Genomic DNA, 19,691 nt, shown 5'->3' with positions numbered 1-19,691 from the left:
TAGCCGATATGCAAGGACCTTGGAAAGTCTGTCGCGGTCATTCGAGATAAGCGTGTCATTGAGAGCCCGAATGAGACCTAGTAGTGCTGCTAAATGAGCAGCAATAGTGAATGATGCTGCTGAAATCACAGTAATATGGATGGTGTCGCACACCCCGTTCTCCACCGATCAACAATCCCGATCGAGAGGTCCCGTCATGTCCACGCTCCATACCGTCGACGGCCATTCGCTCACCGACGAGGACACCGACCTCTTCGAGCTGCTGTGCCAGCGCCGGGGATGGTCGGATCAGTACCTGAAGGAGATCGAGTCCACCGAACACGACGAGCTCCTGGACCTGGCCGAGATGGTCGAAGCTCTTCACGACGCCCGGACCACGGGCAAGAAGATCACCATCGCCCCTGACTTCGACATGGACGGCATCTCCTCCGGTGTCCTCGGCTACGCCGGGCTGTCCGAACTCGGCTTCGACGTCGAGCTGCACCTGCCCGACTACCGCCGCGGCCACGAGCTCGCCCCCGAGGACGTAGCCGAGATCCACGCGAAGTGGCCCGCCACCCGGGTCCTGCTCACCTGCGATGGGGGAGTGAACTCCCACCGCGGTATCGCCGCTGCGCGTGCCCTGGGCTGGGTGACGCTGGTGACCGATCACCACGAGGAGCTCGCGCCGGGCTCGACCGCGGACGTCACCGTCGACCCGTGCCGGATCGACGAGACCTACGCCCACACCGGGATCTGCGGTGCCCACGTGCTCTACCAGGTAATCAAGGCCTACACCCGTGTGCACCGGCCCGAGAAGCTCTGGGAGATCCGCCTGCTGCGCCTGTTCGCCGGCATTGGCACCGTCTCCGACGTCATGCCCGTGCTGTACGAGAACCGTCAGCTGGTGCGCGATGCGATCTCGATTGCACGCCTGCTGCGCGTCGCCGCGCCGAAGGCGATCCCCAACCCCTGGGGTGGGTTTGACGCTGACCCCGATGCCATCGACGTCGAGCAGTCGATCCTGATGCAGCTGCTGCGCACCGAGCCGCACCACCCGGTCTTCCTCCGGGCCTTCGAGGGCTTCGCGATCGTGCTCAAGGCCTTCGCACAGATCGGTAAGATCCGCGACGTCGACGACCTTGACGAAGGCTTCTTCGGCTTCTACCTCGCCCCGGCGATGAACAGCCCGCGCCGTACGGGGGCCTCGCTTGAGCCGTGCTTCGCGGTGTTCACGGCCGCCGGTGCTGACGAGAAGCTAAAGGCCGCCCATCAGGTGATCGAGAGCAACGAGCTGCGCAAGCAGCTGGTCATCGATCACATGGAAGAACTCGCCACCGGGGACCAGCCCTTGGCTCCGTGGGTGTACTTCTCGGATGCCTACCCGGGCATGTACGGGCTGCTGGCCAACCGGTTGATGGAGCTCAACGGCCACCCGGTCGTCGTCGTCAACCGGCCCGTCGGCCCCGACGATTCCGTCGGCGGCTCCGGTCGCGCGCCGGGCTGGTTCGGCATCATCACCAGCCTGGAACCGCACGACGGACTCAGCGCCATCGGACACCAGCAGGCATGCGGCGTCCACGTCGCGAAGGCCGAGAAGCTGGGCGACCTCGTCGCCGTGCTGCAGGAAGCCACGCAGGTCGCCCAGCTCGCCGTCAGCGCCGATGGGCCGAGCGGTGATCTCGTGCTCGGCCCGGACGCCGACTGCGACGCCAGCCTCGAGGACCTGCAGCCGCTGTTCGAGCTGGTGCGCCGGGCCGAGGGACTCAAACCCTTCGGATACGGCTTCACCGCTCCGGTCGTCGAGATTGCGATCGAGCCCATGGGCTTGCGCGTGGAACGGATCGGATCCAAATCGCAGCACCTGCGCCTGGTCACCCGGTCCGGCCTGTCCTGCCTGTGGTGGAACGTCGCCGAGGAGAAGTTCGACATGCTCCGGGGCTTCGTGCAGCGCGCCAGCCGCACCGAACTCGGCACGCTGCGCTTCACAGCGATGCTGCAGCTGAACACCTTCCGTGGTGACACCCGGGTCCAGGCCGTCATCAACGAGCAGATCATCACGGCTGCTTAAGACCCGTAGAGGAGGAGACCTTGACGACTTCACCGATCACCTCGCGACTGCTCAGCATCGGGTGGTGCGTCCTCGTGCCGTTCGCCGCCGTCGCGGTCTACCTCGGCCTGGCCGCCTTCGCAGTCTTCCTCATCGGAGAGCCGATCGTCGCGACCACCGTCCTGGGCATGCTCGTCGTCGTCCTGGTCGGTTCGGTGAGAATCCAGCGGCCCCGGTGGCTCGCGCATGCGCCGGCCCTGCGGCCGAGGCCGGAGATCCCACGCTTCGGGTGGACCGTCCTCGGCTGCGCGGTCCTGGCCTTCCTCGCCGGCCAGTCGCTGGCCTTGTGGATCTACGTCACGGTCGGGTCCGCCGGCTTCGACGCCTCGAACCAGACCAGGCACGCGGCTGGAGCCCTGGCGACCCTGCTGTTCACCCTGGTCGCGGCTCCCGTGGGGGAGGAGGCCTTCTTCCGAGGGCTGATCTACCCGTTGCTGCGCAAGCGGGTGAGCATCCTCGCCTCCATGCTGGTCACCGCCATGGTGTTCGGCCTGCTGCATGGCAATGCCGTGCAGTTCGCTTCGACTCTGCCGCTGGCGGTGCTCCTGGCCCTGGTCTACGAGCACACGCGCGTGCTGTGGCCCTGCGTGCTCCTGCACCTGGGCTTCAACCTCGCTGCCGCCCTTGTCCCAGCACAGGCGCTCGGCGCCCTGGCGAACCTCGTCTCCGCAGTGTTCCTGTGCCTGGCCTTCGCTGGTTGCGCCTTGGGGCTCTACCGGCAGGTCGCCGGCGGGACTGCGCCAGGCGCAGTCCCGGGCCCGGGAGGCGAGTCCGCAATGCAGTGAGCGAGGTACTCATCCTAATCCCCCTGTAAGGATGGAACGGGCCAGTGCTGGGATGCCTGGACTGTTCGAACAACAGGGCCGTCATGCCTGTACTCAGCCGGACACTTGATGTCTCAGAAGAGAGCGGCGGATAGCTCTGCGGCTTGTGGTGACGGCCTGGCGGGTGCCGAGCGGATGCCTGAATCACGCCGGGCTTTGACGCCTCGCTGTAGACCGCGCGGTGTTCGGCACCTGCTCGGCTGTCACCACAGTGATGCAAGCGGGTTGGTCACGTGGGCGCCGGGCGGACGTCTGGAAACGCCAGGACTTCGATGCCTACTCGTAGATCGCGCGTCGTCCGGTGCCTACGTGACCAGCCCGTTCGTGCTCGTGGTGGGCTGCGTGGGCGCCGGACAGACGCCTATGGCATACCCGGCCCAGATACCTCGTTGCAGATCGTGCGATGTCCGGCGTCTACGCAGCACACCACGGGCGTCAACACCCGCACCTAGATCGCTCGTTGGTGTTGGCGGTGCGAGCCCGCTGCATGGTGACCTCTTGTGAAGCCCGAGCCGTCTGAGCTCCCGGATAGACCGAGGCCCGTGGGGTGAGCTGGTGCCACGAACGGCTACTGAGGTGGCGGACCGGCCCTTGTGCTGAGTCCTGGAATTAGGTCGCCGCGTGGTTCCGCATGAGCTCGTGACCTGCGCAAACTGCACCATGGGGAGGAACATCTTGATCTACTGCGGAATCGACTGGGCCGAGCGGACACACGACGTCGCCCTGGTAGACGACAGCGGCCAGTTACTGGCCAAGCGGCACATCACCGACGACGCCGCGGGCTACAAGATCCTGCTGGAGCTGCTTGTCGAGTACGGCGACAACGAGGAGAACCCGATCCCGGTCGCGATCGAGACCTCGCGGGGCCTGCTTGTGGCCGTGCTGAGGGCCGGCAAGCGGCAGGTGTTTGCGATCAACCCGATGGCGGCTGCCCGCTATCGCGACCGGCACTCGGTCTCGCGCAAGAAGTCCGACCCTGGCGACGCCCTGGTCCTCGCGAACATCCTGCGCACCGACATGCACGCCCACCGGCCATTGCCCAACGACAGCGACCTCGGCCGAGCCGTCGCCGTTCTCGCCCGTGCTCAGCAGGACTCGTTGTGGAACCGCCAGCAGCTGTCCAACCAGCTCCGTTCGCTGCTGCGGGAGTACTACCCGGCCGCCCTGGCGGCCTTCGAGCCCTGGCGCAACGGCTTGTGCCGGCCGGAGGCCCGGGAGCTCCTCAAGGCGGCCCCGACTCCGACCCGGGCCGCGCGGCTGAGCCGCACGCAGTTGGAGGCCGCGCTCAAGCGGGCCGGACGCAAGCGCGGCATCACGGCCGAGGCCGAGCGGCTCCGCGACGTCTTCCGCGACGACTACGCCCACCAGCCGCCGCTGGTCGAGGACGCGCTGGGCAAGCAAATGCTGTCCCTCCTGGTCCAGTTGGAGGCCGCATGCACCGCTGCTGACGACCTCACTGAGGCGGTCGAAGAGGCTTTCCCTCAGCACCCGGACGCTGAGATCATCCTCAGCTTCCCCGGCCTCGGCGTCCAGCTCGGCGCCCGGGTGCTCGCCGAGATCGGAGACGACCGGTCCCGCTCCGCGGACGCCCGCGGCCTGAAGGCATACGCAGGCGCCTCTCCCATCACCAGGGCCTCCGGCAAGAAGTCGAGCATCACCCGCCGGTGGGTCAAAAACGACCGGCTCAACGCAGATGGCTACCTCTGGGCCTTCTCCTCCATCACCGCCTCGCCCGGCGCCAAGACCCACTACCGGCGCCGTCGCGACGACCACGGAGACTGGCACGCCGCAGCCCAACGCAACCTCTTCAACCGCATGCTCGGCCAGCTCTACCACTGCCTCCAGCACCACACGCTGTTCGACGAACACACGGCCTTTCCGACCGTGCTCGCCGCGGCTGCTTGACACGTTGAGCGCCTGAGGTGTCTCTTCTGCAAAACGATGGTGTCCTCCGTGCGTGACCTGGCGGCCTTTCAACCACCGGCCCCTCGCCGGAGGGGATGCTCGTGGTGACCGGGGTGTTCCGGTCACCGGGGGTGTGACTGAATGTATTTGTTCAGTCATACTCATCAGGAGAGGAGAGGATCTCATCATGGCTATCGTCGGCACCTGCACCTACGACTCACGAGGACAGCTCGTGCGTCCCGACGCGCTCGACATCAGCCGTGCGAAGATCCGTCTGGACCTCGACACTGGTGAGAAGCCCACCTTCGATCGCGGTCACACGCACGTCTTCGTCGTCTCCGACATGGGCGTCACGGCCGAACAGGCCCGTGAGCGCGTGAACGCGAGGCTGTGCCGGTTCTTCGATCGCGCTGAGGCCGTTCGCGGCTTCCGCAAGATCACGATGGAGAAGAGCCAGAGCAAGAACCGGCTCAACCTCAACACCACGATTTCCTACGAGATCCTCTACGTCGTCGAAGCAGACGAGCGATCCCGTAGCCGCAGTCCCGAGTCCCCCGATGCGGGATACCAGCGAGTCTGGAGCACGGTCACGCCTGGGTGATGTGCGCGCCATCCATGCCTCGCACTCATCAGTACATGCAGAGAGGCCGGAGAGCTCCCTTCCCACGGGGATGCTCTCCGGCCTCTCTGTTCTCACGTTCCAGTGCAACATCGATCACCTGGCGTGAACGATAGCATCTGTCGTGGATCAATCGCAATGGGCAGCGAATGCCAGTCAAAATCCCTCACACATCGAGTTAAGCCTCATGGACGAACGACTCGGACAGAGTTCTGACTCGCGCCCTTCGGGTGCGTCAGCGGCCTTCTGCGAGCCTCAGGACGGCGAGGATGTTCCATGCGGCTTCCCATCCCGCTGAGGCGCGGCCGCGCCTCCTGAGGCCGCACGGCGACTCGGCGCAGAAGTCCGCCTCGGCTTGGTCGCCAGGGGGCGCGTCGAGCTGCCAGATGTACCACGAGACGTGGTACAGCCCTGAGAACCGCGTCTGACCCAGGCAAACACCTGTACCACGGGGCTCTTTCCCGCATCGGGTGTACCACATGAGAGCGCCGACGTGGTACGACGTTTTAGCTGGTCAGCCGGTTTTTCCCACCCGTGTACCACGAGTACCGCGTCTTCTTGACCGTTTACATAGGGGACGCGTTCGGGAGCGATCCGGGCAGCTCCAGCCCCAGCTCGCCAGTCTGCTCTTCTATCCCCCTGCGCGTGTATCTAGGCTCTATTTTCTGGTACAAGTGGTACAGGGGGTATATAAACTGTTCCTGACCTGGGCAAACACCTGTACCACGTAGAAAATGCTACGTGGTACACCTTCCTCTTGAACTCGTGAAATTCCGGATCCGACCTGCTGAAAAAGGTGTACCACGTCAAGTGGTACAGGCTTCGATACCCCTAGAGGGTATGTGACTCTCGGTGGCCCTACCATAGGGCGTCCAGCCGATGCTCTGGTGACGGCGGGCTCGGCCGGTCAGAAGAACTCCTCCGAACCCCGACCGCGGGCCGGGCGGCTCACGCCGCCCGCGGGTGTGTGGTCGAGCACGAGAAGCCAGTGACTCCGTGGGGTGTGTGTCCGGCCGAGTCACTGGCTCTCGCATCCCGCCCAGGCTCGCGACGTGTGTGGCATGGCCGTGGTGGTCGCATGCCCTCCCCGGCCCCCTGTCGGCGACCCTTTTGTGATCATCCGTGACCTCAGTCGTCTCTCTTATTGATTGATGAGTTAATCGTTGCAAAAGACTACTCTGATGACATAGAGTCAAGATTGCGTTCCATTCGATTACGAGTCAAATCGGCTTCCCACTCATCGCCGGCAGGAACTCGATCACGATCGAGAAAGCAGCAACATGACGCCTCTTGATGCTCCCGCATCCGTACCTGTCGCCGGTTCCAGCGCCGGACCACGCACCAACCCCGTCGCCGACGTCCTGGCCAGCGTCATGGGGTACTTCTCGAACCGTGACGACATGGCTCCGCAGAACGAGATCGTCACCTACATCACTGCCGCCTACCTCGACCAGATCGACCCGACCGGCCCTCCGACCCCTCGCGTGCTGGAGAAGGAGCTGCTGGCGATCATGGGCAGCGTCATCAAGGCCGAGAACTCCAAAGCGGCCATGGCCGCCGAGAGATACCCCCTGCCGAGATATCTGACGTACTGGCAGGTCGCGCAGATCCTCCTGCGTCTGCACCATGTCATCCGCATCGCACCCAACGCCGGGGGCACCGACCGCGAATACGACCTGCTGACGATGTACCAGCCCACGGGGCGCGCGCGTGGGACGTACACCCCCAGCGAGGACGACATCCGCACCACGGCGCGCATGTACAACACCCAGATGACCCTCAAGGGGTTCGACGAGGTTCTGGCCGTCCTGCGCGAAGACAGCCTGCGCCTGCACCAGAGCACGCACCGTGACTTCATCGCCGCGCGCAACGGCATCGTCTTCTACGGCACCGAGCCGGTGGACGTCACGATCGGCGGCAAGGACTTCCACTTCGAGCCCAAGCACGTCCACCCCTTCGACCCCGCCATCGTGCTGCTGACAAAGAACGACGTCGACTACGTGGACGACGCCCCACAGCAGGTGATCACGCATCCCGAGGACGGAGATTGGGAAGTCGTCGCCTGGATCGAGGACCTCTTCGACCAGCCCGGTGACGAGGGCCTTGCCGACCTGATCTGGGAGATCATCGGCGCAATCATCCGGCCGTATGTGGGCTGGCGCAAGACCGCCTGGTTCTACTCGGAGCAAGGCAACAACGGCAAGGGCACGCTCTGCGCGCTCATGCGTAACCTCATCGGAGGCGGCGCACATACCTCGATCCCGCTCTCGGACTTCGGCAAGGAGTTCGCGCTCGAACCGCTGGTGCGTGCCAACGCGATCATCGTCGACGAAAACGACGTCGGCACCTTCATCGACAAGGCAGCCAACCTTAAGTCGATCGTGACCAACGACGTCTTCATGATCAACCGCAAGCACCGGATGCCGGTCGCCTACCAGTTCTTCGGCTTCATGGTCCAGTGCCTGAACGAGTTCCCGCGCGTGAAGGACAAGTCCGACTCGTTCTACCGCCGGCAGCTTTTCGTGCCCTTCACCAAGAGCTTCACCGGAGCCGAGAAGATGTACATCAGGGACGACTACCTCCAGCGCCGTGAGGTTCTGGAGTACGTCTTCTGGTACGCGATCAACCGCGCCGGCGCGTCGTCTCCGGGTGACTACTACCAGCTCTCAGAGCCGGTGGCCACCAAGGAAGTCCTGGCCGAGTACAAGGAGGTCAACGACCCCGTGCGCGCCTTCTGGGAAGAGTTCCGCGGGCGGCTGGTCTGGGACCTGGCACCGTTCACGTTCCTCTACGACCTGTACAAGGCCTGGTTCGCCGACGTCTCGCCATCGGGCTCCCCGGTGAGCAACAAGCAGTTCATCACCGACCTCGTGGCGATCGTCCGGCCGGATGCCCTGTGGCACTGCCCGGACAAGAACCGCAAGATCCGGCCCGGCCAGATGATGCACACCCCCGAGGTGCTCATCGCTGAGTACGAACTGAAGAAGTGGATGCACCCGAGCTACACCGGCAGCGACCCGAAGAAGAAATCCCAGCCGACGCTGCAGGCCAACTACCGCGGACTGCTCCGGCAGACGGGTGCATCCGCCCCGAGCGACGACACCACTGACGAACAGGACTGATGCACCCGCCGAATACACCGCCCGCCGCAGTCCACAGAAAGCGTGAGAGCAGTGCACAAAATCGAAATCGAGCTTGGCGGGCGCACCCTGGATACCTTCGAGCGCCTAAGTCGGGCCGGATACGGCAGCGTCGAAGAACTGGCGCAGCGAGCCGTCGAAAGCTTCGCAGTGGAATTCGGTGCAGTCGCACTACAAATGACTTCCGAGGAACGTGATCAGTGATGCGAGCCATCCCCGGAAGCGTCGTCAACGTCACTGACGCACCCCATAACCGCCGTAACTGCACCTCGAATTGGATCAAGGCCGCCTGACCACGGCGATGTCCGACATCGCATGCGAGCAGCGGATCACCAACCTCATCGTCCGCTCGCAGATCACGACGGACCCCGTGGAGAGGGGTCGGCTCATGAGTGAGGCGTCGGGGCGCATGGATGCCCCGCGCCGGCGCTCTCCTCACGACTTGCTCTGAGGCCACGCGCGCTTCCTCCCCAGACACCGGCCGTGATGGTCGGACCGACGAAAGGAGATCCCCATCATGACCACACAACGAACACCCGTCACGGCCTCGAAGGCGCGCTTCGCCTTCTACGACATCGAGTCGTTGTCGGACGTCTTCACCCTGTGCGCCTACACCCCGCGGCCCGACAGAGCCGTCGACGACCTGGAGATCTTCTTCCTCGCCGACGACCAGCAGCTCTCCGACGCCGTGGAACCTGGGGCACTCTATAAAGCCCTGGGGCGCTCCAACCCGGGCCTGCCCGCGGTGAGCGTCCATCTGTGGAACCTGCGCGGCGAGCGGGGCAACCTCCGCCTCGCCGAGCTGATGGGCCTCTCGAACGCTGACCAGGTCAACGACCGCAGCGAGGTCTCGTCCTATCCGGCGAGCCTGCGCCCGGTCTGCGACACGGATCCCGAGTACGACCCGCTGAAGCACCCGTTCCTGGCCGGGTACAACTCACTGAACTACGACACGACCATGCTCGCGCTGTACCTGATGGAGACCTTCCCGGCTCCGCACTCCGGTCGTCTTGTCCAGCCGACCACGGCGCGCGAGATGCGCGAGCACAACGACAAGCTGTTCAACGAGCACATCAAGTACATGCCCGGCTACCTCGGCTGGGACGGCCCGGCCGCCAAGATCCGCCGCGCCATGATGCACTCGGGCCGGCACCTGGACGTCGCCCGTCTCAACGAGCTGCAGACCAAGGTGAGCCTTAAGCGCCTGCTCGGGATGCTCGGCCGCCAGATCAAGGAGTCCGAAAAGCTCAGCCACGACACCTCGATCGCCGCGATCGAGGATCTCTACGAGCTGCTGGCCTACAACGTCTCCGACTGCCTGGGACTGGCCCAGCTCTTCCAGCACCCGGCCTACGCCAGCAACTTCGACCTCAAGGCCGGCCTGCTGACGCAGTACTCCGAGACCGTCTACGCCAAGAACGGCTCGGTCCGCCGGGACCGCCTGACCATCGACTCGTCCTCGGCGAAGTTCGTCGGCCGCATCCTCGCGCCGTACACCTCGCTGAACGACATCGAGGCCGTGTCGTTCCTCTATCCGGCCAAGGAGATGGCCGAGAAGCAGGGCATCCCCCAGGTCAACGTGCTCGACGAGTGCGTGCGCTTCTTCGAGGACAACGTGGCCCCCGACCCCACCAAGGACCCAGCCGCGACGACGGCACAGGCGAAGGCGCACCGCCAGTTCATGCAGGTCGTCAACTACTACCGCTCGATCGAGGGGCAGAACTTCAACGACTCCGAGGAGTACCGCGACCTGTTCGACCTCCCGGCCAGGTCCTTGCGCGAGCTGCAGAAGACGCCGAACAACGTGCCCTACTTCCACCATGACGCCTCCCCGTCGTCGTGCTTCGTCACGTTCAGCACAGGCGGCATCCACGGCGCGGAAGCGGACATGAAAGTCTTCGACGCCGACTCCTTCGAGCACCGAGAACAGGCAGCCATGATCGGCCTCGCCAAGCTCTTCTACCCGGACGCGAAGGACTTCGTCGCCGAGGCCAAGCGCCAGCACAACCTACTCGCGCTGCCCGACGGCACGGCCGTCGACAAGCGGCTCGTGCTGCTGGGCTCGGACCCGAAAAAGGTGAAGTACCGCAAGGCAAAGAAGGACGACCCGGACCAGGCCGAGCAGCTCGCCCGCGCGCAGGCCCAAGTGCCCGATCCGGCCCAGCTGCTGGACGCTCAGCGCCCGGACACCGAGGCGATGCACGTGCGCCTGGCTGACGGGACCGTGCTCGACGGCAAGGTAGTCCTGGCCGTCACCTCGGCGATCAAGGCCGTCTATCGCGATGAGCCGGCGAAGAAGGCACCCGTGCTGTTCACTGCGAAGGCCGACAAGTCCACCAAGCTGCACCCGAAGTTCGCACGGACCTCGGCAGGCCTCGTCGTCCACGAGGACTTCACGAGCTACTACCCGAACCTGCTGCGCAACATGAGGGCGTTCTACAATCCCGAGCTGGGCGAGGACCGCTACACGACGATCTTCTTCGAGAAGGAGCGCCTAGGCTTCGAGATGAAGAAGCCGGGGATCTCCGCCGAGGAGAAGGCCCGGCTCACGACCTTGCGCAACGGCACGAAGCTGATCCTCAACTCGGCCTCTGGAGCTGCTGACGCCGCGCACCGGACCCCGATCAGGATGAACAACCGCACCATCTCGATGCGGATCATCGGCCAGCTGTTCAGCTGGCGGATCGGGCAGGCCCAGACGCTGGCCGGCGCGCGGATCATCTCGACGAACACCGACGGCCTCTACTCGGTCGTCGGCGGCGAGAACGGCTTCGATGAGACCACCAATAACCGGGTGCTCGCCGAGCAGCAGGCCGCCATCGGCATCGACATCAAACCGGAGCTGATGTTCCTCATCAGCAAGGACTCGAACAACCGGCTCGAGCTGGAGTCGCCCGGTGAGGACCGGAGCGTCGCCGACAGCCCGATCATCACCGCCTCCGGCGGGACGCTGGCCTGCCACGCGGGCCCTACCCCGACGAAGTCGCTGGCCCACCCGGCCGTGATCGACTTCGCCCTGGCCCGCTACCTGCAGACCGTCGCCAACAGAGGAGAGGAGGCTCTCGCCGAGCCGTTCGATCCCGTGCTTGGCCGGAAGATGACCGAGGAGGCGATCGACCCGGCCGATCCCGTGCGGACGCTGCTGCTGTTCCAGAACGTCCTCGCCGCCTCGCGTGGATCAATCACCTACCCGTTCGCCGCCGACCCGGTCAGCGCCGGGCCCGACCGCGACGACAACGAGGACTCCGATGCACATCTGGTGAACCCGCGGGCGCTGCAGATGGTCAACCGGGTCTTCATCGTCCACGACGACACCGACGGTGCCGTGAGTCTGCACAGCGCCGGCGCATGGAAGGTGAACCCGGCCAGCCAGAGCAAGCGGCGCGAGTCCGGCAGCGCCGGGGTGCGACGTGATCCGATCGCGGCTGAGATCCTGCGCCATCACGGGTGGGCGAAGAACCGCAGCGAGGCCAGCACCTCCGACGGCCTCACGCTGCTGCCCGATGACCAGGACGTCGTGATCCGCCGGATCAACGGCATCGACCCGCACTGGTCGGTGATCGTCCTCAACGAGGACCTCCGCGCGCTACCGGCCGCCCGAACCGAGCAGCTCATCGGGGCGCTCGACCTCGACATCTACACCCGGATGCTCGACGAGACGTTCACCAAGAACTGGAAGAACACCGCTTGATCAGCTCCCCGTTCCACCATCGGACCGCAGGTGCCGGGCCGTGCCGACACGACGCTGCTCGGTGCCCGATTCGAATTTAAGATGAAGGCGAGTCTGGCTCGCCATGGCAAGAGAATCGAGAGACGTCATGTTCCAGACCACACTTCCCGTCCGCACCGTTGAGGGGGGCGACAAGCTGTGACTGCCGCGACTGCACCAGTCCAGCCCGGTCAGCGCTGGCGGCGCAAAAGCGACGGGGTCCTGACCAAGGTCATTCACGTAGATCCACCCTTCCAATTCCGGCGCAGGGTCCATCATCAAGCGCAGCGTCGAACGATCACCGAATACGGCTCGTTCCTGAAGAAGTACGAGATCGTGGCCGATGCCGCGTCGACCGACACGTGCGCCCAGGAACACGACGCCCAGGCCAAGCAGACTGAGAGCCGATGACGTCCCCGCGTGAGCGTGTCATCGAGGACTACCTCCTTGCCCAGTGCCGGGCACACGGCTTCCTGTGTCTGAAGTTCGTCTCACCGGCCCGCGGGGGAGTGCCCGACCGGATCGTCGTTGCCCTGGGCCGCATTGTGTTCGTCGAGGTCAAGCGCCCTGGCGGCCGGCTGCGGAAGCTGCAGCAGCTCATGCACACCAAGCTGCATTGCCACGGAGCTGAAGTTCACGTCGTTGACGACAAACCGGGCGTCGACGCGTTCGTCGCGCACCTGCTCAAAGACCTCCCTGACCGATAGAGAGCAGCGCCATGACCCACGACGAAATGGACCCGCACAAGACTGACCAACGCGACCGCAGGACCGTCGAGAACGAAGGCGCCGCAGGCGGCGACACCGGCGAGGACCAGGCAGCAATACAACGGCCCGCCGCCCGGTAAGCGGTGGGCCGTTGCACCCGAAACCTCAGGCGTCCAAGCTTTGACGGATCCCTCCACTGAAACACCCCCACGTCGGCGGGGAAAGCGAGCGGACAAGCAGCCGCATTCACAACGTGCGGGGAATCTGCCAGGTGCCCCACCGTACCCGAGCACTACCCCTACGACGACCTCCAACTGTGGATCGGCAACGCCGCCGACACCCAGACACTGTGCTGCCTCGCTGCGGCATGGATGTCACCTGACAGCACTGCCCGGCCCTCCGGGGTTGGGTACACCCCGCCGAACCGCGCAGGTACCAGAGGGACGGGCAACCCACGCCCAGGCATCAGTGCGACAGCGCGTGTGTGAAGCCCCCGGACCCGACACCCGCGCGTCACGCAGTTCGAAGCGAGGATCGCCGACCTGGAGACCGAGGTCGCGCAGAAAAGGCAGAGAGCCGACGAGGCCCATGCCCGACTCGGCCTCATTTCAAGAGGCATTCCATGCCTGACCGCTCATCCGAAGAGAAGGGATGACCAGCGACATGACCGCGGCTACTGCTCTGTCCCCGTTCTCGCTGATGCCGCATCAGCAGCAGATCCACGACTTCCTCGTTGACCACCCCTTCGCCGGCGCGTGGCTCGGCGTCGGGGCCGGCAAGACGCTCACGACCCTCAGCGTCCTGCAGACGATTCGTCCGATGGGTCACATCCTCGTCATAGCACCCGTGTCGATCGCCCGCTCCACCTGGATCGACGAGATTGAGAAGTGGGGCTTCCCCATCCGAACGAAGTCGCTCATCGTCGACGAGAACGACAGGAAGCTCTCCAAGGGCAAGCGCCTCCAACGTTTCCAGGAAGTCTTCACCGATCCGCCGACGATGTACTTCATCAACCAGGAACTGCTGACACAGCCGCCCCAAAGGGAGAAGCTGATCACGCCAGCAGCGGCTGGCCCAGCCGGTTCACCTGAGGCGGCTGAGCTCTTGGACTTGGTGCGAGCGCGGGGGGCACTGGGGCGAGACGAATTGATCGATTCGTACCGTGCTCTGGTCGTCGGCAACGCCAACAACCGGGTCCCCGCCAAGGCCAAGATCCGCGCCTGCATTCAGGAGTTGCTCAAGTCGCCCCTGGTGACGTGGGAAGCCTATGACTGCCGAACCTGTTCCGGCGCAGGCTGCACTCAGTGCCGCTTCGGTCTGGTCGACCAGATGCCGGTCCAGAACATCAACGGTCAGAACACCATCATCTGGCCCTTCCCGACGGTCATCATCGATGAGTCCCAGGGTTTCAAGTCGCACGACTCACAGCGCTTCCTGGCCCTGTCGACGGTGCGGCCGGCTATGAGCAGGCTCATCGAGCTGACAGGTACGCCTGCGCCGAACGCATTGACCCAGGACACCCCGATCCTCACTCCCACCGGATGGAGGCCAATGGGTGACATGCGGCTCGGAGACCGCGTCATCGGATCCGACGGCAAAGCCACCGAAGTGGTGGGCGTCTGGCCGCAAGGTGATAAGCCCATCTTCCGCGTCACCTTCAGCGACGACACCATCGTCGACTGCACCGAGGAGCACCTCTGGGAAGTGAACAGCCGCAGTCGTCGGGGCAAGGGTCTTGGCCCGTTGGTCATCGCCACTGGCGATCTTAAGAAGGGAAGGAGCCGCAGCCGGGCAAACAATGTCGAGGTCGGACTGACCGACAAAGGCGGCGCTCCCCGATGGACAACACCTACAGTCGCGCCGGTGGAGATGCCTTCGCGAGACGTCCCTCTGGATCCGTACCTGCTGGGCGTCCTCCTCGGTGACGGGCACATCGGTCACACCATCGACTTCACCACCCTGGACGATGAGATCAGGCAGTACGTCGAAGTAGCACTTCCCCAGGGTATGCAGATGACCCACAGGGGCTATCGATCTGACTCGAAGGCCAGCGCCTACTACATCACGTCCGGCAAACGTGGCGGGAGCCTACCCGGACTGATCCGCGGTGCTGTACCCAACCCGGTGAAGACAGCCCTGCGTGACCTCAACCTATGTGGTCTGAGGTCCTGGGAGAAGTTCATCCCCGAGCCGTACCTGTGGAACGACGAGACCACCCGAATCGAACTGCTGCGAGGCCTCTGTGACACGGACGGTAGCAGCAAGACGAATGGTGGGTCGACCTCGCAGTTCAGTACCTCTTCGCCCCGATTGGCCGAAGAGGTGACATTCCTCATCCGTTCACTGGGTGGGTATGTGACGCAGCATGTCGAGCAGCGAGAAGGGCCGCAGGTGATGCCTCAGGGGCACACGTCTCTGATGCGCCCGCACTACGTCCTTTCGTTCGGCATGCCCGCAAACCCCTTCCGCCTGCCGAGGAAGGCAGACAACTGGCAGCCGCGCTGGCGCATCAAGGAACGGGCCATCCGCTCCATCGAGCCGATCGGCATCGCGCCGGCGCAGTGCATTACGGTCGCCGCCGATGACGGGTTGTTCGTCACGAAGGACTTCGTCGTGACGCACAACTCGCTGCACGACCTCTGGAGCCAGATCTACCTGCTCGACGAGGGCCAGACTCTGGGGCAGAACATCACCGCGTACCGCAACCGCTGGTTCACGCCGAAGATGGTGCCCGGCACCACGACGCCGGCGAAGTGGATCCCCACGGCAAACGCCGAGGCCGAGATCCATCAGGCCATCTCGCACCTGGTGATGAGCGCGCAGAACACGAGCCTGCAGCTCCCGGCGCTCAGCATCCAGGACGTCAATGTCACGCTCCCGCCGGACCTGCTCCAGGCATACAAGGACTTCAAGCGCGACCTGGTCCTGGACATCGTGCAGACCTACACCGATGACGACGGGAAGCTGACGCAGAGCGTCGAATCGATCGTTGCCGCGAACCAGGCGGTGCTGACGAGCAAGCTGATGCAGTTCGCCTCGGGCACGCTCTACACCTCGGATCCTGACGACCCGACCACCAAGGGCCGGTACGAGGTCATCCACGACAAGAAGATCGAGATGACCGAGTACCTGGTGCGGAACAACGGCGGCGAGCCCGTGCTCATCGCCTATCACTTCAAGTCCGACAAGGAGCAGTTGCTCACGCGGCTCCGCAAGGCCGGCGTCGGCGCGCAGGCCTTCGACGGCTCGCGCGACATGGTCCGCCGATGGAATGCCAAGCAGATCCCGGTGATGCTGCTCCACCCAGCCGCCGCGGGGCATGGCCTGAACCTGCAGCACGGTGGCTCGACGATGATCTGGTACACGCTGCCGTTCTCGCTCGAGCACTACCTGCAGACCAACGGCCGGCTCTTCCGCACGGGCCAGACGAAGCCGGTGACTATCCATCGGCTCATCGCCAAGGGCACACAGGACGAGCGGATGCCCTCGGTGCTCACCGTCAAGCAGCAGGTCCAGGACGACCTCATCAAGGCCGTCTCCGGGGACTTCAACGCCGAGCAGGCGCTTCTCGCCGCCCTGGAGGAAGAGATCCGCGAGGACCTCAACGACCTCTGGGCTTGCGAGCGAGTCTGACCCACACCCATCGACGGCCCGGCTGTGATCATGCAGCCGGGCAGCCCAAACAGCCGAGGAGCCCGTCAGAGGTGTCTGGCAGGCTCCTCTGTTATTGAGAGGAGAGGTATGCGCGACCGGAAGCCGGGCCTCCGGCTGACCGAGGACGAGATGTTAACAGTCCGGGTCATGGTGGAGCACTCCTGGCGCTTCACCCCCGACCCCCGATTCATCCGCAAGGTGCTGGACGACGACTCGCCGATGAGGACGACCATCCGGGGCGCCCGCCACTACGGCTGGCTCAGCAGCGGCGTGCCGGAGATCGTTCTGGGGGACTTCTCGAACACGCTGATCGGCGAGGGCATCCCGAAGACGCTGCCCACATACGAGGCGTGGAAGGAGTGGAAAGCGCGGGTCGCCGAGGCCCACGCAGACTGGGTGCGCCAGAAGGACGAGGTTGGCGAGTGAGTAGCCGACGCAAGAAGCCGCTTCGGCTGGTCTCGGCGGTCTCGATCAACGGTGTGCCGGCCACGGCCGCGGTTCCGACTGGAGCACCACAGAAGGACGGCACGCTGGAGGCGGCGCTGGCCCTCATCGGCACAGATGAGGATTCTCGGGAGGAGATCGACGCCTTCCTCGAACGCCACCACTTCGCCCCGAGCGGAGAGACGGCACGGGCGGCGGAGTCGCAGGCCCGTTGGACGATCGAGCGGGATGGAAGGGTGACCGTCACATTTCTTGCCGACGGTGGTGTTGCCCATATCGCTCTGCCGCTCGCGGAAGGTGTCCGTCAGTGGGCGGCCCTGACTCTTGCGACGGGCGGGACGCTGGCGGTGTGGTTCCTTCCGGAGATGACCTCAGTTCTGCCGGAGGACATCAGTCGGCGGATCACTCCGGGCGGTGGCGAGTGGTGGCGGTTGAGCGTCGGATTCGTGCCAGCCTGAGCGCGCCACGACAGTCACACCAATGTGGCAGGCTTCGATTCAAAAAGAGGAAAAGAGCATGGAAGGCTGAAGCCTGGATCCCGGTCGTGACGCTGTCGTACGACGACCCGGATGGTGAGCCGGTGGAGGTCAAGAAGCCCCTCACCGAGGCTGGCCTGGCTGATGTTCTCATCGCCATGAAAGATGGGCAGGCGGACGAGTGAGCGGGACGAAGCGCGTGGCGGTCTACAGCCGGGTCGCCAGGGAGAATCCCGCAGCGTTGGAAGCTCAGGAGAAGGACTGCGCGGAGTGGGCACAGCGGCACGGCATGGAGGTCACAGAGACTTACAAGTCGGTCGGGCGGGACGATTTGTTCCTTGACCTGATGAACGAGTCGCCGCTGGCAAGGTCGAGGCGGTAGTGGCCACGAAGAGTGATCGGCACAGCCGGTAGGCGGCCAAGTTGAAGGCACTGACGGAGATTGCCAGGAAGCATGGTGTTCAGGTGTTCACGGTCGAGCTGGATGACCTCGACCTGACCTCCGCGACCGGCGACTTCAGGTTGACGACGCTGGGTCTCTTCGATGACTACGAGAAGGAGCGGACCCGCCCGGAGGAAACGGTCCGCAAGTCGCAAGAGTAACCCCCTCGGCTTCGCTCCTTACGGGCGCCGACTGTGCAGTGGGGCGAACTCCTGGCCGCCTACGGGGAACGACATGGCCGTTGACAGGGCACTGGCCTCGGGGGTCTGGGTCGGCATAGCCGACCCGGGTGCGGGATCGATGCCGGAACAGGCCCGGTGTTCGTGCACCCGGTCTGTTCCCCGTTGATTCGCCGGCGTCGCGTCGTGGGCATCCCCGGGTTCAGGTGGTGTCCCTGAGAAGACGTTTTGCCGCCACCGGCCGGACGCGACAACGACGCTGATCGCCGAAGCCCCGAGCAAGACACCGGTGAGACCCGTCAATGCACCAGCCGGGACACGCATCGGCCTCCAACCAGACCCCTGACGGCCTCTCACGAGCGCGCCCTGACGACGGGTCTGGCCATGGATACGAAGGAACAGAGCGCCTCCATCCTGTTCGTCAAGGGCAGCGCCTCCCTACGTCATGACGGGGAGGCCAATCGGGGTGGGACGGTCCTGTCCCGGTTCCCCGAGCAGGACCCGATCATCAAGGACCAGAAGCGATGAAGAACAAGACCACAGAGATCGTCGGCGCCATGAACCAGCTGTTCACCGAACTCGACGAGATGGTGGGCCTGATTTCACGCGTGCTCGCGAAATTCCCTGCCGAGACCATGCCCCCGCGGCTCAAGCCGTTCCTTGGCTCACCAAGCGTCGAGTTCGCGCGGTCGTCCATGAAAGGCGACGGCCAGATCGTGCTCCAGCTCGAGAAGCACAGCATGATGCCCAAGATCCAGGCCCGGATTCCCGGTGAGTGGCTGATGATGCACCAATCAGAACTGGCAGCCGCCGTGCGCGAGATCTACTGGGATGAAAGAGAGCACACCCTCCGCCGCGAGCTCACCCGACTTGGAAAGTCGATCGGGGACCACAACAGACAGGCTGAGTATCACCGTGTCAGGGCGAACGAGGCACGTCAAGAGTACGACCGCCTCGCTGCCAGCATCCGCCGGCGCTCGGTCCGCAAGAGTCGCGCTGTCGAGGAAGACTCCGATGGCTGACTCGACGGAGCCCCGCAAGATGTCCCAGCGGGAGCTGGAGGGGTACCTCGAGGCCATGGTCCATGCAGAGTATGAGGACTCTCCAGGGTTCCGGCGTCCCCTCGGGGACTGAGGAAGATTCAGTAACCGACGGCCACTTGAAGAAGGAACTCCACTGTCATCGACGACGTGCTCGCGCTGGACCGGGTCGGTTCGCATGACATTCAGCTCACGCTACGCCCTTTCAAGGAGGGACTGATACATGGCCCGCATGCAGAAGATCAAGCAGTACCAGGTCAACGAGTGGAAGTTCTCACTGGAGCAGCTCCTCGAAGAGGGTGACTTCAGACAGGACGGTCGGCGGCTGAGCCCTGCGGGCATCGCGGAGCGCAAGGAACTGATCGCGATGCTGCGCGGACTGAACACCCTTCGTGTCGGCCAACTCGTCGATCTGGACATGGTTCAGCCCGTTTATGAAGATCCCAAGGAGGGCTGACTCCAA

General features: G+C 64.6%; 17 protein-coding genes. All 17 read left to right on the top strand.

All coding sequences use genetic code 11. The features are described 5' to 3' along the window. Window positions 1–196: 196 nt before the first annotated feature. The gene (locus tag IG78_RS0129315) at window positions 197–2,050 is read left to right on the top strand and encodes a DHH family phosphoesterase (protein WP_030568503.1); all 1,854 of its coding nucleotides are present in this window, start codon (window positions 197–199) and stop codon (window positions 2,048–2,050) included. 20 nt (window positions 2,051–2,070) lie between these two features. Then, window positions 2,071–2,874, top strand: a complete 804-nt coding sequence (locus IG78_RS0129310) for a CPBP family intramembrane glutamic endopeptidase (RefSeq protein WP_030568501.1) — start codon at window positions 2,071–2,073, stop codon at window positions 2,872–2,874. A gap of 699 nt (window positions 2,875–3,573) precedes the next feature. Beyond that, on the top strand, window positions 3,574–4,818 hold the full coding sequence (locus IG78_RS0129305; protein ID WP_030568499.1) for an IS110 family RNA-guided transposase: 1,245 nt from the start codon (window positions 3,574–3,576) through the stop codon (window positions 4,816–4,818). Window positions 4,819–5,005: 187 nt separating this feature from the next. Next, complete coding sequence (locus IG78_RS0129300; protein WP_030568497.1) at window positions 5,006–5,419, top strand: hypothetical protein; 414 nt, start codon at window positions 5,006–5,008, stop codon at window positions 5,417–5,419. Window positions 5,420–6,717: 1,298 nt separating this feature from the next. Beyond that, window positions 6,718–8,559: a DNA primase family protein gene (locus IG78_RS0129290; RefSeq protein ID WP_030568495.1), complete on the top strand. Its 1,842-nt coding sequence runs from the start codon at window positions 6,718–6,720 to the stop codon at window positions 8,557–8,559. 51 nt (window positions 8,560–8,610) lie between these two features. Beyond that, complete coding sequence (locus tag IG78_RS49505; protein ID WP_157855900.1) at window positions 8,611–8,781, top strand: hypothetical protein; 171 nt, start codon at window positions 8,611–8,613, stop codon at window positions 8,779–8,781. 313 nt (window positions 8,782–9,094) lie between these two features. Then, window positions 9,095–12,268: a hypothetical protein gene (locus IG78_RS0129280; RefSeq protein ID WP_030568493.1), complete on the top strand. Its 3,174-nt coding sequence runs from the start codon at window positions 9,095–9,097 to the stop codon at window positions 12,266–12,268. A 177-nt stretch (window positions 12,269–12,445) separates the two neighbouring features. Further along, window positions 12,446–12,697 (top strand): hypothetical protein, encoded by a 252-nt coding sequence (locus IG78_RS49500; RefSeq protein ID WP_157855899.1) that lies wholly within the window; start codon window positions 12,446–12,448, stop codon window positions 12,695–12,697. Then, window positions 12,694–12,993: a VRR-NUC domain-containing protein gene (locus tag IG78_RS0129275; protein ID WP_030568491.1), complete on the top strand. Its 300-nt coding sequence runs from the start codon at window positions 12,694–12,696 to the stop codon at window positions 12,991–12,993. Before IG78_RS49500 ends, IG78_RS0129275 begins: the two co-directional genes overlap by 4 nt. An 11-nt stretch (window positions 12,994–13,004) precedes the next feature. Further along, entirely contained in the window at window positions 13,005–13,133 is a 129-nt protein-coding gene (locus IG78_RS52245) for a hypothetical protein (protein WP_263972737.1), read from the top strand. A 511-nt stretch (window positions 13,134–13,644) separates the two neighbouring features. Then, on the top strand, window positions 13,645–16,626 hold the full coding sequence (locus tag IG78_RS50685; RefSeq protein WP_199813324.1) for a helicase-related protein: 2,982 nt from the start codon (window positions 13,645–13,647) through the stop codon (window positions 16,624–16,626). A 108-nt stretch (window positions 16,627–16,734) separates the two neighbouring features. After that, window positions 16,735–17,073, top strand: coding sequence for a hypothetical protein (locus IG78_RS0129255; RefSeq protein ID WP_030568489.1), 339 nt, complete (start codon window positions 16,735–16,737; stop codon window positions 17,071–17,073). Next, a complete protein-coding gene (locus IG78_RS0129250; protein WP_030568487.1) occupies window positions 17,070–17,549 on the top strand; it encodes a hypothetical protein in 480 nt (159 codons plus the stop codon). The genes IG78_RS0129255 and IG78_RS0129250 overlap by 4 nt, the downstream gene beginning before the upstream one ends. A gap of 483 nt (window positions 17,550–18,032) precedes the next feature. Beyond that, the gene (locus IG78_RS49495; RefSeq protein ID WP_157855898.1) at window positions 18,033–18,170 is read left to right on the top strand and encodes a hypothetical protein; all 138 of its coding nucleotides are present in this window, start codon (window positions 18,033–18,035) and stop codon (window positions 18,168–18,170) included. A gap of 402 nt (window positions 18,171–18,572) precedes the next feature. Continuing rightward, complete coding sequence (locus tag IG78_RS49490; protein WP_157855897.1) at window positions 18,573–18,716, top strand: hypothetical protein; 144 nt, start codon at window positions 18,573–18,575, stop codon at window positions 18,714–18,716. Next, window positions 18,713–19,210 (top strand): hypothetical protein, encoded by a 498-nt coding sequence (locus tag IG78_RS0129225; RefSeq protein ID WP_030568483.1) that lies wholly within the window; start codon window positions 18,713–18,715, stop codon window positions 19,208–19,210. Before IG78_RS49490 ends, IG78_RS0129225 begins: the two co-directional genes overlap by 4 nt. Before the next feature lie 241 nt (window positions 19,211–19,451). Then, complete coding sequence (locus IG78_RS0129215; protein WP_030568482.1) at window positions 19,452–19,685, top strand: hypothetical protein; 234 nt, start codon at window positions 19,452–19,454, stop codon at window positions 19,683–19,685. The last annotated feature ends 6 nt before the right edge of the window (window positions 19,686–19,691 follow it).

Source organism: Streptomyces aureocirculatus, from assembly GCF_000720475.1.
GTDB classification, from domain to species: Bacteria; Actinomycetota; Actinomycetes; order Streptomycetales; family Streptomycetaceae; genus Streptomyces; species Streptomyces aureocirculatus.
Note: the sequence above shows the minus strand (reverse complement) of the source record. Positions and strands in the feature narration are given on the sequence as shown.

What these genes read in the sequence shown, in the direction of transcription:
- IG78_RS0129225 (WP_030568483.1), top strand. Translation starts at nt 18,713, where the DNA reads ATGAAGAACAAGACCACAGAGATCGTCGGCGCCATGAACCAGCTGTTC.
- IG78_RS0129255 (WP_030568489.1), top strand. Translation starts at nt 16,735, where the DNA reads ATGCGCGACCGGAAGCCGGGCCTCCGGCTGACCGAGGACGAGATGTTA.
- IG78_RS0129215 (WP_030568482.1), top strand. Translation starts at nt 19,452, where the DNA reads ATGGCCCGCATGCAGAAGATCAAGCAGTACCAGGTCAACGAGTGGAAG.
- IG78_RS52245 (WP_263972737.1), top strand. Translation starts at nt 13,005, where the DNA reads ATGACCCACGACGAAATGGACCCGCACAAGACTGACCAACGCGACCGC.
- IG78_RS0129300 (WP_030568497.1), top strand. Translation starts at nt 5,006, where the DNA reads ATGGCTATCGTCGGCACCTGCACCTACGACTCACGAGGACAGCTCGTG.
- IG78_RS0129275 (WP_030568491.1), top strand. Translation starts at nt 12,694, where the DNA reads ATGACGTCCCCGCGTGAGCGTGTCATCGAGGACTACCTCCTTGCCCAG.
- IG78_RS49490 (WP_157855897.1), top strand. Translation starts at nt 18,573, where the DNA reads ATGGATACGAAGGAACAGAGCGCCTCCATCCTGTTCGTCAAGGGCAGC.
- IG78_RS0129280 (WP_030568493.1), top strand. Translation starts at nt 9,095, where the DNA reads ATGACCACACAACGAACACCCGTCACGGCCTCGAAGGCGCGCTTCGCC.
- IG78_RS0129315 (WP_030568503.1), top strand. Translation starts at nt 197, where the DNA reads ATGTCCACGCTCCATACCGTCGACGGCCATTCGCTCACCGACGAGGAC.
- IG78_RS50685 (WP_199813324.1), top strand. Translation starts at nt 13,645, where the DNA reads ATGACCAGCGACATGACCGCGGCTACTGCTCTGTCCCCGTTCTCGCTG.
- IG78_RS0129290 (WP_030568495.1), top strand. Translation starts at nt 6,718, where the DNA reads ATGACGCCTCTTGATGCTCCCGCATCCGTACCTGTCGCCGGTTCCAGC.
- IG78_RS0129305 (WP_030568499.1), top strand. Translation starts at nt 3,574, where the DNA reads ATGGGGAGGAACATCTTGATCTACTGCGGAATCGACTGGGCCGAGCGG.